Origin of the sequence: Kribbella sp. NPDC050281, assembly GCF_040655855.1 — a bacterium.
Classification (GTDB): Bacteria; Actinomycetota; Actinomycetes; order Propionibacteriales; family Kribbellaceae; genus Kribbella.
Genome location: NZ_JBFAKS010000079.1, coordinates 1 through 15,549, shown reverse-complemented (window position 1 = coordinate 15,549; position 15,549 = coordinate 1). Strand labels below are relative to the sequence as shown.

15 protein-coding genes and 1 tRNA gene are annotated in these 15,549 nt (G+C 69.2%); 10 read left to right on the top strand and 6 right to left on the bottom strand.

From position 1 onward, the window contains the following. Nucleotides 1-122: 122 nt before the first annotated feature. From AB0I34_RS43370 to AB0I34_RS43355, 4 genes are all read right to left on the bottom strand, one after another. Nucleotides 123-860: a hypothetical protein gene (locus AB0I34_RS43370; protein WP_360458335.1), complete on the bottom strand. Its 738-nt coding sequence runs from the start codon at nucleotides 858-860 to the stop codon at nucleotides 123-125. Nucleotides 861-998: 138 nt separating this feature from the next. After that, a tRNA-Val gene (locus AB0I34_RS43365) sits at nucleotides 999-1,070 on the bottom strand. Nucleotides 1,071-1,096: 26 nt separating this feature from the next. Continuing rightward, nucleotides 1,097-1,564, bottom strand: coding sequence for a peroxiredoxin (locus AB0I34_RS43360; RefSeq protein ID WP_360458332.1), 468 nt, complete (start codon nucleotides 1,562-1,564; stop codon nucleotides 1,097-1,099). A gap of 7 nt (nucleotides 1,565-1,571) precedes the next feature. Beyond that, a complete protein-coding gene (locus AB0I34_RS43355) occupies nucleotides 1,572-2,015 on the bottom strand; it encodes a DUF3052 domain-containing protein (RefSeq protein WP_360458329.1) in 444 nt (147 codons plus the stop codon). 296 nt (nucleotides 2,016-2,311) lie between these two features. Here AB0I34_RS43355 and aceE point away from each other — a divergent pair, with 296 nt between their 5' ends. The 6 genes from aceE (at nucleotide 2,312) to AB0I34_RS43325 (ending at nucleotide 9,451) form a co-directional block, all read left to right on the top strand. Continuing rightward, nucleotides 2,312-5,041, top strand: a complete 2,730-nt coding sequence (aceE, locus tag AB0I34_RS43350; protein WP_360458338.1) for a pyruvate dehydrogenase (acetyl-transferring), homodimeric type — start codon at nucleotides 2,312-2,314, stop codon at nucleotides 5,039-5,041. A 78-nt stretch (nucleotides 5,042-5,119) separates the two neighbouring features. Next, a complete protein-coding gene (locus AB0I34_RS43345; protein ID WP_360458326.1) occupies nucleotides 5,120-5,641 on the top strand; it encodes a GNAT family N-acetyltransferase in 522 nt (173 codons plus the stop codon). Nucleotides 5,642-5,768: 127 nt separating this feature from the next. After that, the gene (locus AB0I34_RS43340; RefSeq protein ID WP_360458323.1) at nucleotides 5,769-6,089 is read left to right on the top strand and encodes a hypothetical protein; all 321 of its coding nucleotides are present in this window, start codon (nucleotides 5,769-5,771) and stop codon (nucleotides 6,087-6,089) included. Continuing rightward, nucleotides 6,086-7,183 (top strand): NAD(P)-binding domain-containing protein, encoded by a 1,098-nt coding sequence (locus tag AB0I34_RS43335; protein ID WP_360458320.1) that lies wholly within the window; start codon nucleotides 6,086-6,088, stop codon nucleotides 7,181-7,183. Before AB0I34_RS43340 ends, AB0I34_RS43335 begins: the two co-directional genes overlap by 4 nt. A gap of 34 nt (nucleotides 7,184-7,217) precedes the next feature. After that, the gene (locus AB0I34_RS43330; RefSeq protein WP_360458317.1) at nucleotides 7,218-8,834 is read left to right on the top strand and encodes a LuxR C-terminal-related transcriptional regulator; all 1,617 of its coding nucleotides are present in this window, start codon (nucleotides 7,218-7,220) and stop codon (nucleotides 8,832-8,834) included. Between the two features lie 74 nt (nucleotides 8,835-8,908). Next, nucleotides 8,909-9,451, top strand: a complete 543-nt coding sequence (locus tag AB0I34_RS43325) for a hypothetical protein (protein WP_360458314.1) — start codon at nucleotides 8,909-8,911, stop codon at nucleotides 9,449-9,451. Here AB0I34_RS43325 and AB0I34_RS43320 read toward each other — a convergent pair. Beyond that, complete coding sequence (locus AB0I34_RS43320) at nucleotides 9,417-10,424, bottom strand: pirin family protein (protein ID WP_360458311.1); 1,008 nt, start codon at nucleotides 10,422-10,424, stop codon at nucleotides 9,417-9,419. The two genes, AB0I34_RS43325 and AB0I34_RS43320, sit on opposite strands and share 35 nt — an antisense overlap. Nucleotides 10,425-10,454: 30 nt before the next feature. Next, nucleotides 10,455-11,498, bottom strand: a complete 1,044-nt coding sequence (locus AB0I34_RS43315) for a PHP domain-containing protein (RefSeq protein WP_360458308.1) — start codon at nucleotides 11,496-11,498, stop codon at nucleotides 10,455-10,457. 159 nt (nucleotides 11,499-11,657) lie between these two features. Here AB0I34_RS43315 and AB0I34_RS43310 point away from each other — a divergent pair, with 159 nt between their 5' ends. The 4 genes from AB0I34_RS43310 (at nucleotide 11,658) to AB0I34_RS43295 (ending at nucleotide 15,455) form a co-directional block, all read left to right on the top strand. Beyond that, a complete protein-coding gene (locus tag AB0I34_RS43310; protein WP_360458305.1) occupies nucleotides 11,658-12,863 on the top strand; it encodes a helix-turn-helix domain-containing protein in 1,206 nt (401 codons plus the stop codon). 78 nt (nucleotides 12,864-12,941) lie between these two features. After that, nucleotides 12,942-14,135: an acyltransferase domain-containing protein gene (locus AB0I34_RS43305; protein WP_360458302.1), complete on the top strand. Its 1,194-nt coding sequence runs from the start codon at nucleotides 12,942-12,944 to the stop codon at nucleotides 14,133-14,135. Further along, nucleotides 14,132-15,127, top strand: a complete 996-nt coding sequence (locus AB0I34_RS43300; protein WP_360458299.1) for a beta-ketoacyl-ACP synthase III — start codon at nucleotides 14,132-14,134, stop codon at nucleotides 15,125-15,127. Before AB0I34_RS43305 ends, AB0I34_RS43300 begins: the two co-directional genes overlap by 4 nt. Nucleotides 15,128-15,206: 79 nt before the next feature. Further along, entirely contained in the window at nucleotides 15,207-15,455 is a 249-nt protein-coding gene (locus AB0I34_RS43295; protein WP_130446978.1) for an acyl carrier protein, read from the top strand. Nucleotides 15,456-15,549: the final 94 nt, after the last annotated feature.

Sequence of the window (15,549 nt, the reverse complement as noted above, 5' to 3'; positions counted from 1 at the left end):
AGGATGATCGGCCGGTCAGATTCCCTGGACAAGCCCGAAGACCTCGTCCGCGCAACCCCAGGACAGCGTGACCCCGGAACCACCATGTCCGTAGCCGGCGGAACGTTCGCTGAGCGAAGAGCTCAGCCGATGCGGACCGCAACTACGTCAGCAGTCACGGTGATCTGACCGCCACCGGCGGAGCTGCCGTCGTCGTTGTAGCCGAACCCGAAGACCTCGACCTTCGTCGCCTCGGACACCTTCACGACCTTGACGGTCGAGCCAGTCAGCTCACGGTCCTTCGCCGGCGAGATCTCGGCACCCAGGATCGTGCCGTAGTCGTCCCCGAACGCCGTCTCCGAAGCGCCCACGCGCAGCGCCAGCTGCGGCCGGGTGCCGGCGACGCCGGCCTCCGTGCGCGCGAAGAACGCCGACGCGTTCAGCAGCCACTTGCCCGGCTGCAGCGTGATCTCCCCGACCTTCGTCTTCTGCGTCTTGAACGAACCACCGATGTTCGCGATCACCTTCGGGCCGAGGGTGTCCGAGACACCTTCCTTGCCGAGCACGTCGGTCGCCGGATCGCCGGGCTTCCCAGCAGGTCCAGCAGGGCCAGCAGGGCCAGCCGGGCCGGCGGGCCCGGCCGGGCCTCGACCGCCGCTCTTCGCGATCTTCTGGCGCAGGTCCCATCCGAGCTTGGTTTCCGCGATCGTGTTGTCGTGGATGTCGCCACCCCAGACGCCGCCGTTGATGATCTGGGCCGAGCCGACGCTGTTGGCCGGAACGGTCGACGCGGCGGTAGCCGACGGAATCACGGCGACCCCGACCAAGGCGGCCGTGAGCACCGCGGGCGCGGCGTAACGGCGTACGTGGCGGTTCCGCACGAGTTTCCGGACACGGCTGTTTGGCGCGTGCTGAGACATGTATTCCCCTCCAGTTATCCCCGAGCCCCCTCGGGATCCTGGCGCAGCATACTGGTCTGGAGCGGAATGCATAAGATAACGGAGCGTAAAGAATTCAGGTGGGCGAAGAGGGGATCGAACCCCCGACATCTTCCTTGTAAGGGAAGCGCTCTACCGCTGAGCTATCCGCCCGCTGTGGATCAAACGACCGGCGCAGTCTACCCGAGGTCGTGGCCCAGAGTTGCCAACGCCCGGGAGTAGTCGTCGACGTTGCGGGCCTCCGGGATCGGGTTCACGACCGACCACCGGACGATCCCTGCCCGGTCCACCACGAACGTGCCCCGCAGAGCACAACCACGCTCGGGATCGAAGACGCCGTACGACGAGGCGATCGCGCCGTGTGGCCAGAAGTCGGTGAGCAGACCGAACTCGAGCCTCTGGGCGTCGGCGTACGCCCGCAAGGTGAACATCGGGTCGCACGAGATCGCCAGGAACTCCGCCGCCGACAGCAGGTCCGGCCGGTCACGCAGCGCAGCCAACTCGCTCGTGCAGACCCCACTGAAGGCGTACGGATAGAACACCAGTACGACGTCGCTCCGGCCGGCGTAGTCGCTGAGCCGGATCTGTTCGCCGTGCTGGTTGCGGGCTGTGAAGTCCGGGGCCCGGCTGCCGACGGCAGGGGTCACCCTCGCGTCATCCCCGGCGGCCGGATTTCGGCACCACGAGCTTGGTGGCCGACCAGTCGTCGGTCACGCTCAGGGTGCTGGTGGTGGACAGCCCGGCGACCGGAGCCGCCTCGGCGATGTCACTGGTCTCGACGTACCCGTCACGGCCGACCTTCGGCGTCAGCAGCCACACGACTCCGCCGGCCTTCAGGTCGGTGAGGATGTCGAAGAACGCGTCGACCAGGTCGCCGTCCTCCTCGCGGAACCAGAGCAGTACGACGTCCACGACCTCGTCGGTGTCCTCGTCGACGAACTCCTCGCCGGTGATCGCTTTGATCGCATCGCGGAACGCGTCGTCGCAGTCCTCGTCGTACCCGATCTCCTGCACGACCCAGCCGGCCTCGAGGCCGAGCCGGGACGCCATGTTCGGCACACCGCTGTTGCCGTCCGCGTGGTCCGCGGTCGCGCTCACGTGTCCTCCTCCGTGGTCCCCGCTTGCCCGGGGGTAGGCGTCAGTAGCGATAGTCCATCGTGACGTACCGCGTCGCGCAAGTATGCACGAGGGTTCCGTGACGTGTCCGGTATCCGCGTGGCGGGTACAGTCCGTGTCCGCTCAGATCACGCGTGCACAACCGGAATCGTGCCCCTGTGGAAGGCGAAGTAGAACGCATTCCGAACAGGTGACAGGATTGCGGTGAAGACAACCAGAGAGAACGGCAGGACACCGTGGCTTCCGGACACGAACCACCAGCCATCATCACCGAGGGGATGCCCACCCAGCTCCCCGACATCGACCCCGACGAGACACGCGAGTGGGTCGAATCGCTCGACGCGGTCCTGGACGAACGGGGCAAGGCGCGAGCACGCTACCTCATGCTCAAGCTGATCGAGCGGGCCCGGGAGCGACAGGTGGGGGTGCCCGCGCTGCGGAGCACCGACTACATCAACTCGATCCCGCCCGAGCGGGAGCCGTGGTTCCCCGGCGACGAGCACATCGAGCGCCGGATCCGGGCCTTCATCCGCTGGAACGCCGCGGTGATGGTGAGCAAGGCCAACCGCAAGGGCCTCGAGGTCGGCGGCCACATCGCCACCTACCAGTCCGCGGCCAGCCTGTACGAGGTCGGTTTCAACCACTTCTTCCGCGGCAAGGACCACCCCGGCGGCGGTGACCAGATCTTCATCCAGGGCCACGCCTCCCCCGGGATGTACGCGCGGGCCTTCCTCGAGGGCCGGTTGAGCGCCGACCAGCTGGACGGCTTCCGCCAGGAGGTCTCCCGCGGTCCGCACAACGGACTGTCGTCGTACCCGCACCCCCGGTTGATGCCGGACTTCTGGGAGTTCCCGACCGTCTCGATGGGGCTGGCCGCGCTGAACTCGATCTACCAGGCCCGCTTCAACCGGTACCTGCACCACCGCGGCATCAAGGACACCAGCCAGCAGCACGTCTGGACCTTCCTCGGTGACGGCGAGATGGGTGAGCCGGAGTCGCTCGGCGCGATCGGCCTGGCCGCCCGCGAGGAGCTGGACAACCTCACCTTCGTGATCAACTGCAACCTGCAGCAGCTGGACGGACCGGTCCGCGGCAACGGCAAGGTCATCCAGGAGCTGGAGGCGTTCTTCCGCGGCGCCGGCTGGAACGTGATCAAGGTGATCTGGGGCCGCGAGTGGGACGCGCTGCTGGCGCAGGACCACGACGGCGCGCTGGTGAACAAGATGAACACCACGCCGGACGGCCAGTTCCAGACCTACTCGGTCGAGTCCGGTGAGTACATCCGGAACAACTTCTTCGGCGGCGACCAGCGGCTGCAGCAGATGGTCAGCACGCTGTCCGACGACGACCTGCGCAAGCTGCCCCGCGGCGGCCACGACTACCGCAAGGTGTACGCCGCGTTCAAGAGCGCCACCGAGCATGTCGGGCAGCCGACGGTGATCCTGGCCCAGACCATCAAGGGCTGGACGATCGAGGCGCTGGAGGGCCGCAACGCGACCCACCAGATGAAGAAGCTGACCTCGGACGACCTGAAGGCGTTCCGGGACCGGCTCTACCTGCCGATCGAGGACAAGGACCTCGAGGACGCCTACAACCCGCCGTACTTCCACCCCGGCACCGACTCGGCGGAATACCAGTACATGATGGAGCGGCGCAAGCAGCTCGGCGGTTCGCTGCCGCAGCGGCGGGTGGCGCCGAAGACCTCGCTGAAGCTGCCGGCCGACGAGGTGTACAAGCCGCTCAGCAAGGGCAACAACACCCCCATCGCCACCACGATGGCCCTGGTCCGGCTGTTCCGGGACCTGATGAAGGACCCGGAGATCGGGCACCGGATCGTCCCGATCGCCCCGGACGAGTACCGCACGTTCGGCATGGACTCGATGTTCCCGACGGCCAAGATCTACTCGCCGCACGGGCAGACCTACGAGGCCGTCGACCGCAACCTGCTGCTGTCGTGGAAGGAGTCCGAGCAGGGCCAGCTGCTGCACGAGGGCATCAGCGAGGCCGGCGCGATGGGCTCGGTGATCGCGGCCGGTACGGCGTACGCGACGCACGGCGAACCGATGATCCCGTTCTACATCTTCTACTCGATGTTCGGGTTCCAGCGGACCGGCGACTTCCAGTGGGCCTTCGGTGACCAGCTCGGCCGGGGCTTCCTGATCGGCGCGACGGCCGGGCGTACGACGCTGACCGGTGAGGGGCTGCAGCACGCGGACGGTCACTCGCCGCTGCTCGCGTCGACCAACCCGGCGGCGGTGCACTACGACCCGGGCTTCGCCTACGAGGTCGCGCACATCGTCAAGGACGGGCTGCGCCGGATGTACGGCTACGGCCTGGACAAGGACAAGCCCTTCGGTGAGGACGTCTTCTACTACCTCACCGTGTACAACGAGCCGGTCCCCCAGCCGGCCGAGCCGGAGAACCTCGACGTCGCGGCACTGCTGAAGGGCATGTACCGCTTCCACGAGTACGAGACCGCCGAGGGCGACGACGTACCGCGGGTGCAACTGCTCGCGTCCGGCGTCGCGCTGCCGTGGGTGCGCAAGGCCCAGGACATCCTGGCCGAGCAGTACTCCGTGGCCGCCGACATCTGGTCGGTGACGTCGTGGAACGAACTGCGCCGCGACGCCGTCGCCGCCGAGGAGCACAACCTGCTCCACCCGGAGGAGCCGGAGCGGGTGCCGTTCATCACCGAGCAGTTGAAGGACACCAAGGGCCCGGTGGTCGCGGTCAGCGACTACATGCGCGCGGTGCAGGACCAGATCTCCCGCTGGGTCCCGAACGACTACACCTCGCTCGGCACCGACGGCTGGGGTCTGGCCGACACCCGGGCGGCGGCCAGGCGCCACTTCCAGGTGGACGCCGAGTCGATCGTCGTGGCCGCACTGGAGATCCTGGCCAAGCGGGGCGACGTGAAGCCGGAGGTCGCCGCCGAGGCGGCCCGCAAGTACCGGATCGACGACCCGACCGCGGTCGCCGGCGTGAAGCAGGAGGGCGCCGGCGCCTGACGCCGGGCTCAGTCCACCAGAGCCGCCTCTCCCGAAATTCCCGGGAGAGGCGGCTCTCGTTGTCCTACCCTCGGAGCCATGCCTGAACTGATCGAGCCGACCGTCGACCTCCGTGACTCCTGGCTGGAGTCCTCGCGCGAGTGGGGCACCGCGTCCCAGGACGGCGCCGGAGTGTGGGAGGCCAGCGATCTGACCACAGTCGCGGGGTTCGCCGAGTGGGTCGAACGGCTGCGGCAGCAGAGCGACGAGTCCGTCGAGCTCCCGCCCGACCGGGTGCACGCGACGTACTGGTGGATCGTTGAGGACGGCAACTACCTCGGCGCGATCTCGCTCCGGCACGCCCTGAACGCCAAGCTGCTCGAGGGTGGCGGGCACATCGGCTACGGCATCCGGCCGTCGGCCCGGCGTCGCGGTCTGGCCTCGTGGGCGCTCGGCCAGGTCCTCGGCCGGGCGCGGACGCGCGGGATCGACCGGGTACTGATCACCTGCGACGACGACAACGTGGCGTCCGCGAAGACGATCGAGCGCAACGGCGGCGAGTTGGAAGACATCCGCGAGACCTGGCTCGGAACCACCCGCCGCTACTGGATCAAGCTCTGATCCGGGAGTAAAGGCAGCTCATTCGTGTCGCGATCCGGCGTACGACAAACGTCGTAGGCCGGCCCGCGCGGGAGTTGCGTATTCCGTCCGACGCGGTGGACGAGGCGCGATCCCTACCGTCGGTGACATGACTGGCGCAAGCGTTGCTCTTCTCGCGGGGACGGTGTCCACCATCCTCTTCGCGTCGAGCGTGCTGCCGATGGTGGTCAAGGCGCTCCGGACCCACGACCTGGAGTCGTACAGTCCGGCGAACCTCGTCCTGGCCAACGTCGGCAACGCCGTCCACAGCATCTACGTGGTGCATCTGCCGGCGGGTCCGATCTGGGCCCTGCACGGCTTCTACGTCGTGACGTCCGCGCTGATGCTGCTGTGGTGGCTGCGCTTCCGCCCGCTTCGGCGCGGCGTCGTCCCGACAGCGTCGTTGGAGAACGAGCGGAGACTCGCATGAACAGCACGATCGAAACGGTTGTCATCGGCGCCGGGCAGGCCGGCCTCGCGACCGGGTACCACCTGCAGAAACTCGGCCGGTCCTTCGTCATCCTGGACGGCAACGCCCGGGTCGGCGACCAGTGGCGGGCCCAGTGGGACACCCTCCGGCTCTACACACCGACCAAGTACGACGGTCTGCCGGGACTCCCGTTCCCGGGCAAGCCCTGGTCGTATCCAGGCAAGGACGAGGTCGCCGACTACCTCGAGTCGTACGCCGCTCACTTCTCGTTGCCGATCCGGAACAGCACCCGGGTGGACCGCCTCGAACGCCACGACGGCCGCTGGACTGTGGTCATCGGCGACGAGCGGATCGTGGCCGACAACGTGGTCGTGGCGACCGGCACGTTCGGACGGACGCCCAGCCTGCCGGACTTCGCCGTCGACCTGGACCCGGCGATCCGGCAACTGCACTCCAGCGAGTACCGCCGGCCGGGACAACTGAAGCCCGGACCGGTCCTGGTAGTCGGCGGATCACACTCGGGCACCGACATCGCGTACGAGGTGGCGCAGACACACCGGACCATTCTGGTCGGGCGCGACCCCGGTCAGCTCCCGGTCAAGCCGGGCAAGCCGGGTGAGCGGCTGTTCTGGCCGGTCTTCCTGTTCGTCGGGCGGCACCTGGTCACCCGAAGGCTGCCGAACTCCGACACGATCATGCAGCACGGACGCTTCCACGGAGGCCCGATGATCCGGGTCAAGCGGGCGGACCTGCTCGCGCGAGGGGTCGAGCGGGTCCACGGCAAGGTCACCGGTGTCGAGGCCGGGCTGCCGGTGCTGGGCGACGGCCAGGTGCTGGGAGTGACGAACGTGATCTGGTGCACCGGCTTCCGGCAGGTGTTCGACTGGATCGACGGAGCGGTGATCGGTGCCGACGGCTGGCCCCGGGAACTGCGCGGGGTCGCCGCGGACGCACCCGGCCTGTTCTTCTGCGGCCTGTGCTTCCAGTACGCCTTCGCGTCCATGACCCTTCCCGGCGTCGGGCGGGACGCGGCGTTCCTGGCCAAACGGATCGCGGCGCGGGCCGGCACGGTCCGGAGTCTTGCCCCGGCGTGACCGGAGGGTTCATCCTCGCGGGGAGGGGACTGCGATGGGCATAGTCGAGGATCTGGAGCGCGCCCGGGCGGCGTTCGACCGGCGGGACTGGGCGACGGCGTACGACCGGCTGTCGTCCGCCCCCGACCTGGGCGCCGGAGATCTGCTCACGCTGGCCACCGCCGCGTACCTGGTCGGAGACGACGATTCCTGTGTCCGCTCGCTGCAGCGCGCGTACCGGCGCGAAGTTGACGACGGCAACGTTCTGGGCGCGGTCCGGCTCGCCTTCTGGCTGGCGCTGGTGCTGAACACCCGCGGCGAGGTCGCGATCGGCCTCGGCTGGGCCGCGCGGGCGGAGCGGCTGCTCGCGGACCAGGGCGACGTGGTCGAGCGCGGGTACCTCCTCGTCCACGACTTCTACCGCCGCCTCGACCAGGGCGACTTCGCGGGCGCGCTGCGCGTCGGAGCCGAGATCACCGAGGTGGCCCGCCGGTTCGGCGAACCCGATCTGCTCGCCCAGGGCCTCGTCTGCCAGGGCCGGATGCTGATGTACTCCGGTCGCGTGCCGGAGGGCCTCGCGATGCTCGACGAAGCCATGGTGGGGGTCGCGGCCGGTGAGCTGTCGCCGATCTTCGCGGGCAACGTGTACTGCGCGATGATCGAAGGCTGTCAGGAGGTGCAGGACTACTCCCGCGCGGCGGCGTGGACAGCCGCACTCACCCGGTGGTGCGACACCCAGCCGGATCTGGTGCCCTTCACCGGCCAATGCGCCGTCCATCGGGGGCAGATCCTGCGGTTGCACGGCGCCTACGGCGAGGCGGTGCAGGAGTTCGACGACGCGTGCCGGCGCTATGCGTCGTCGGGCGCCCAGGCCGCGGCCGGACTCGCGCTGAGCGAGCGTGGAGACGTTCACCGGATTCTCGGCGACCTGGCCGCCGCGGAGAGGTCCTACGACGAGGCCGCCGGATTCGGTTACGACCCTCAGCCGGGCCGCGCCCTGCTGCTGCTCGCCCGGGGCCGCACCTCCGCGGCTGTCGCGGCAGTACGGCGGTTGCTCGCGGAGACCATGGGACCGGTGTACCGGTCGCGCCTGCTCGCACCCGCCATCGAGGTGCTGGTGGCCGGTGGAGCCGTCGATGAAGCCGCCTCGGCCGCGGATGAACTGGCCGGGATCGCCGCCGGATTCGGGTGTGCCGGGTTGCGCGCGGCGGCGGCGTACTCCCTGGCCCTGGTCGCACTGGAGCGGGGCGATGCGGATCAGGCCTTGCCGCAGGCCCGGGAGGCGTTGCGGTTGTGGAGCACGCTTCAGGCGCCGTACGAGATCGCACGGACGAAGGTGCTGATCGGGCGGTCGTTCCGGCTCCTCGAGGACGAGGAGTCGGCACTGACGGAGCTCACGTCCGCGTGGCGCAGCCTCGGTGAGCTCGGCGCGGTCCCGACCCGGCAGGAGGTCGAGAGGCTGCTGCACCGCGACGGCACGGGCGGTCTCACCGCCCGCGAGATCGAGGTACTGCGCTTGGTCGCGGCGGGGCGTAGCAACGCGGAGATCGCGCAGCAACTGGTGCTCAGCGACAAGACTGTCGCCCGGCACCTGACGAACATCTTCACCAAGCTCGACGTACCGTCCCGGACCGCCGCGGCGGCGTACGCCCGCGACCACGACCTGCTCTGAAAGGTTCTCCGGAGGGAGCCGGTTCACTCCCGCGGGTGAGGTCCCTGGACGGCCCACGACCGGATGCTCGAAGGGTGAAACAAACAACCGAGCGACCTGTTCCCCGGTGGGCGTACGGCCTGGCCCACGCGATCCCGTTCATGACACTGCCGTCCGGGCTGTGGCGTCTCGGTCTGGTCGCCGGCTCGTCGATGGGGATGCTCGACGATTCCGGCCAGCCGGCCCATCTGCGCGGCTTCGGGGAGCACTTGTACGTCGTTTGCCTGACGATCTTCGCCGAGGGGGTCGCGCTGATCACCTTCGGTCTGGTGAAACGGTGGGGCGAGGTCGCGCCGGCCTGGATCCCCTTCATCGGCGGCCGCCGGGTCGCGCCGTACGCCGCGATCATCCCGGCGATCCTCGGCGGGCTCGCATTGATCGCGATCTGGACCTACGGCTTCCGGGACGTCTTCAGCGACAGCTTCATCCCGTTCGGCAGCACTGGCGCGGCCGTGCTGATGATCAGCTGCTACGCGCCGCTGCAACTGTGGGGTCCGTCGGTCCTGCTCCTGACCTGGGCGTACTACCGCCGCCGTCGTCAGGTCAGCGCGCCCGCGGCCTTGGTTTCAGCGCGATAGCGGGCAACGCCGGGGCCGGCAGCGGATCGCCGTCGTACCCGGGCACCATCAGGAAGCGGTCGTTGCCACCGGCCCCGATCGCGGCCTGCCAGGCGTCCCGGGCGGCGACGATCTCCTCGTGCGAACGGCCGATGAAGTTCCACCACATCACCAGTTGCTCCTCGAACGGCTCGCCGCCGAGCAGCAGGAAGCGAACACCGTTGTCAGAGGCAACCACGTTGACCGACTCCCGGCCGGCACCGAGGTAGACCATCTCGCCGAAGCCGGGCGTCAGGTCCCCGACCGTGAGCGATCCGTCCACGATCAGTACGGCGTACTCGTTGGACGGTGTGAGCGGCAAGGTCAGTGTGCGACCGGGCTCGACGGTGACGTCCGCGCCGACGAGCGGGGTGTACGCCGGGGCCGGCGAGGTGACACCGGCGACGGTGCCGATCATCACGGTGACCCGGGCGCCGTCGAGCTCTAGCTCGGGAAGGTCGGCGTACGCGTTGAACGCCGCTGGAGTCGTGGACCGCACCGAGTCGGGCAGCGCGACCCACAGCTGCGCGCCGTGCAGGGTGAGCGGCGCGGTCGGCGTCGACACCTCGGAGTGGGCGATGCCGTTGCCGGCGGTCATGATGTTGAGCTCACCGGGCCGGACGTAGGCATGCGATCCGACGCTGTCGCGGTGCTCGATCTCCCCCTCGAACAGCCAGCTGACTGTCTGCAGACTCGTGTGCGGATGCGGCGGGACCAGCATCCCCCGCTCCCCTGGCACGTCGTACGAGTCGACCCGATGGGTGATGTCGTCCGGCCCGTAGTGGTCCACGAAGCACCAGGCACCCACCATCCGGCGGTTCTTGTTCGGCAGGAGTCGCCGTACCTTCGTCGACCGCCCCAGCACCACCTCGCGGCCCTCGAGCAACTCGACCACAGGCCCCTCACCGTCCCCGGTCGAGAGCACCTCCGCCGGGTCCTTCTCCAGATCGCTCATACCCAGCAATCTACGCCGGATGCCCGTCGCTCAGGAGTGAGTCCAGTCCAGCAGGGTGGGCTGGTCCCAGGTGTTGATGACTCGGTCGGCGGGTACTCCGCATTCCTCGGCGCGCTCGCAGCCGTAGGGTTGCCAGTCGAGCTGGCCGGGGGCGTGTGCGTCGGTGTCGACGGAGAACACGCAGTCCATCTCGACGGCGAGGGTCAGTAGGCGTTTGGGTGGGTCGAGGCGTTCGGGGCGGGAGTTGATCTCGACCGCCGTGCCGAACTGCCGGCAGGCCTCGAAGACCACCTCGGCGTCGAACTCGGACTCCGGCCGGGTACCGCGGCCGCCGGTGACCAAGCGGCCGGTGCAGTGGCCGAGGATGTCGACGTGCGGGTTCGCGACCGCGCGGACCATCCGCTCGGTCATCGGCTCGGATGCCATCCGCAGCTTGGAATGCACGCTCGCGACGACCACGTCGAGCCGGGCCAGGATCTCGCTGTCGCAGTCCAGCGAGCCGTCCTCGTTGATGTCCACCTCGATCCCGTTCAGGATCGTGAACCCGTCCAGCTCGTCCTTCAGCTTCTTGTTGAGCTCGGCAACGACCTCGATCTGCTCCAGCCGCCGTTCCCGGGACAGTCCGTTCGCGACGGTGAGCCGTGGCGAGTGGTCGGTCAGCGCCATGTACTTGTGCCCGAGGCGGTGCGCCGTACGTGCCATCTCCTCGATCGGGCTGCCGCCGTCGGACCACTCCGAGTGCAGGTGCAGGTCCGCCTTCAGCTCCGCTCGCAGCGCCCGGCCGGCCGTCGTCAGGTCACCGGCCGCCTCCTCGAGCTTGACCAGGTACGACGGTGCGGCGCCGTCCATCGCCTCCACGATCACGGCCTCGGTCTTCGGCCCGATCCCGGCCAGCTCGGTCAGCGTGCCGGCCCGGCGACGGGCGCGAACCTCGGCGGGCGGCAACGCGGCGATCGTGTCCGCCGCCCGCCGGTACGCCTTGACCCGATGGGTCGGCTGCTGGTCGCGCTCCAGGTAGTACCCGATCGCCCGCAGCGCCGCGACCGCATCCGCCACACCCGCGTTGTCGGTCATGGGGCCTCCTGGCCTGGACTGAGGAGTGCAGGGAGCGAAGCGACCGGAGTGACGAGGGAAGGCCAGGAGTCATAGCCCCATGACCCGCCGCGCCGGAGGCGTGGCATTAACACAGTCATAGGCCCATCATGCCGAAGACGTGGGAGCTATGGTCTGGACGTGGCGAAGCGGAGTTCCAAGGCGCATCTCGCGCGGGCTGATCGGTTGCAGAACCAGACCGGCGCGCTCGCCACCGCGGCGATGGCGGCGATGGACGAGCAACTGCCGTGGTTCGGCACGCTGTCGGCACAGGACCGGTCGTGGATCGGGCTGGTCGCGCAGTCCGGCATCACGACGTTCGTCGACTGGTTCCGCGATCCCGAGGCGCACCCCTCGATGCCGACCCGGATCTTCGGCTCCGCGCCGAGGGAGTTCACCCGGGTCATCTCACTGCACCAGACCGTCGACCTGGTCCGCACCACGATCGAGATGATCGAGACCACCATCGGCGACCTGTTGCCGCCCGACGACGTACCGGTGGTGCGCGAGGCGATGCAGCGCTACGCCCGCGAGGTCGCGTTCGCGGCCGCCACCGTCTATGCGCAGGCTGCGGAGTTGCGCGGCGCCTGGGACGACCGGCTGGAGGCCCTGGTCGTCGACGCGGTGATCCGCGGCGAGGCCGACGACTCGGTCCGCTCCCGCGCCTCCGCCCTCGGCTGGACCGGATCGTCCGGTACGTCGGGATCCGCCGAGATCGCCGTGGTCGTCGGTCGCGCTCCGGCCAGCGAGGGGAACGCCAACGTCGCCGACGCGGTCCGGTACGCCGCCCGCGAGGCCGGCGCTGACGCTCTGTGTGCGATGCAGGGCGACCGGCTGGTGGTGGTACTCGGTGGTACTAGCAATCCTGTCGAGATCGTACAAAGGCTGGCCCACTGGTTCGGACCCGGACCGATCGTCGTCGGGCCGGTCGTGAAAGATCTGATGGCGGCCGTGACGTCGGCCCGCGCGGCCGTCGCCGGGCTCCGGGCGGCGCCCGCCTGGCCGGCCGCGCCACGCCCGGTCCTGGCCGACGAACTGCTGCCCGAACGGTCACTCTCCGGAGACGGCCATGCCCGCCGGCAACTGGCCACCGACGTCTACGGCCCGCTCACAGTAGGGGATGGTGTACTCCTCGACACCGTTTCGACGTACCTGGACTCGGGTGGTTCGATCGAGGCGACCGCCCGGGCGATGTTCATCCACGCCAATACCGTCCGGTATCGGCTGAAGCGTGTGGCAGAGCTCACGGGCTACCACCCGCTGAACCCGCGAGACGCTTTCACACTTCGTGTCGCACTGGCCTTGGGCCGCCTGCTCAATCCCGAGCCCGGAAGCTACGTTTTGTAGGATCCCTACAAAGTCGGCCCGGTAGAATTCGTGCCCCTTCCAGGGACACGGACGGCCCGGCTCAGGGAGAGTTGTCACGTGCTCGTCATCGTCGCGCCCGGTCAGGGTGCCCAGACCCCAGGTTTCCTCGAGCCGTGGCTGGCCGACCCGGTGTTCGAGAGCCGGCTCCATTGGCTCTCCGCGGTGGCCGGCCTCGACCTCGGCCACTACGGCACGCAGGCCGACGCCGACACGATCCGGGACACCGCGATCGCGCAGCCGCTGCTGGTCGCGTCCAGCCTGCTGGCCGCGCTGGCCGTGTTCCCGCAACCCGCCGACGCCTTCACCAAGGTCGGCGCCGTCGCCGGGCACAGTGTCGGCGAGATCGCGGCGGCGGCCGGCACCGGCGTACTCACGGCCGAGCAGGCGATGGTCCTGGTCCGCGAGCGCGGCAAGGCGATGGCCGCCGCGGCCGCACAGACGGCCACCTCGATGACCGCCGTCCTGGGTGGCGACCGGGACGAGGTGCTGGCCAAGCTGGCCGAGTACGGCCTGACTCCCGCGAACGACAACGGCCCCGGCCAGATCGTCGCCGCCGGCACGGTCGAGGAGCTGGCCGCGCTCGCCGCGGACCCGCCGGCCAAGACCCGGCTGATCCCGCTGTCGGTGGCCGGTGCGTTCCACACCAAGCACATGGAGCCCGCGGTCCAGACCCTGGCCGGGTACGCGACCGCGATCAGCACCCACGACCCGCGGACCCGCCTGATCTCGAACCGCGACGGCCAGGTCGTGCACGACGGCCAGGACGTCCTCCGCCGGCTCGTCACCCAGGTCAACGCGCCGGTCCGCTGGGACCTGTGCATGCAGACGATGGCCGACCTCGAGGTGACCGGCATCCTGGAGCTGCCGCCGGCCGGCACGCTGACCGGTATCGCGAGGCGGGCGCTGAAGGGCGTCGAGACGTTCGCGCTGAAGACCCCCGACCAGCTCGACGACGCCCGCGCGTTCGTGGACAAGCACGGCAGCCCGTCCGAGATCGACGCGTCGCCGACCTGGCGGCTGTTGGTCGCCCCAATGAAGGGCACCTTCACCCGCTCCGAGCAGGTACGCCGGGAGTCCGGTGACACGGTCGAAGCCGGCGAGGTCGTCGCGAAGGTGAAGAGCCTGCGCGACGAGCTCGACGTCAAGGCGCCGCACGGCGGCATTGTGGTCGAGTGGCTCGTCGAGGAAGGCGACCCGGTCGCCCCCGGGCAGCCGCTGGTCCGCCTCCACCCGAACGGAGCCAGCTCATGACGACGATCACCCCGTCGACGGGTTCGGCGTACGCCGGTGTCCTTGGCATCGGGTCGTACCGGCCGCGCCGCGTCGTACCGAACTCCGAGATCCTGGAGCAGATCGACTCCAGTGACGAGTGGATCCAGACCAGGTCCGGGATCAAGGAACGCCGCTGGGCCAGCGACGACGAGACCGTCCTGATGATGTCGGTCAACGCTGCCAGGGACGCGCTGAAGGACGCCGGGATCGAGCCGGCCCAGATCGGCTGCGTCATCGTCGCGACCGTCACGCACCTGTACCAGACCCCGGCGATCGCGACCCAGATCGCGGTCGAGGTGGGCGCGCCGACCGCGGCCGCGTTCGACATCTCCGCCGCCTGCGCGGGCTTCTGCTACGGCATCGCGATGGCCAACGACCTGGTCCGTGGTGGCAGCGCGAAGTACGTGCTGGCGATCGGGGTCGAGCGACTCAGCGACATCACCGACCGGACCGACCGCGGTACGGCGTTCATCTTCGCCGACGGAGCTGGTGCCGCGGTGGTCGGACCGACCGACGAGCCGGGGATCGGCCCGGTCGTGTGGGGATCCGACGGAACCCAGCACCAGGTGATCAGCCAGAAGGAGTCGTGGCCGGAGGCGGTCGGCAGTTCCAACTGGCCGCACCTCACGATGGACGGCAACCCGGTGTTCCGGTGGGCGTCGTTCGAGATGGCGAAGACGGCCCAGCAGGCGCTTGACGCGGCCGGCGTGAAGGCCGAGGACCTCGACCTGTTCGTGCCACATCAGGCGAACATGCGGATCACCGACGCGATGCGGCGGGCACTCAAGCTGCCCGCGCACGTGAAGGTTGCCCGCGACATCGAACGGCAGGGCAACACCTCGGCCGCCTCGATCCCGCTGGCGATCACCGCGATGCGCGAGTCCGGCGAGGCCAGGAGCGGCGACCTCGCGCTCGTCATCGGCTTCGGCGCCGGCCTGGTGTACGCCGGCCAGGTCATCCGGGTGCCGTAGTACCCCATGTTGTCCGGGCGGCTCAGGTGGCCGGCCCGGCTGAAGTAGCCCCAGCAGATCCGAAAGGGAAACCGAGAAGATGGCCAGCACCGAAGAGATCCGTTCCAACCTCGCCGAGATCGTGAACGAGATCGCCGGCATCCCGGTCGAGGACGTCCAGCTGGACAAGTCCTTCACCGACGACCTCGACGTCGACTCGCTCTCCATGGTGGAGGTCGTGGTGGCCGCCGAGGAGAAGTTCGACGTGAAGATCCCCGACGACGAGGTGAAGAACCTCAAGACCGTCGGCGACGCGGTCGCGTTCATCGAGCGCGCCCAGAACGGCTGACCACCCGCCGTTTCCGTGTGCTCAGCTGTCGACCGGCAGCAAGGCAGCACGCCTCGCGGTGACGAAGAACAGCAGCGGGCTGGGCGATATCGAA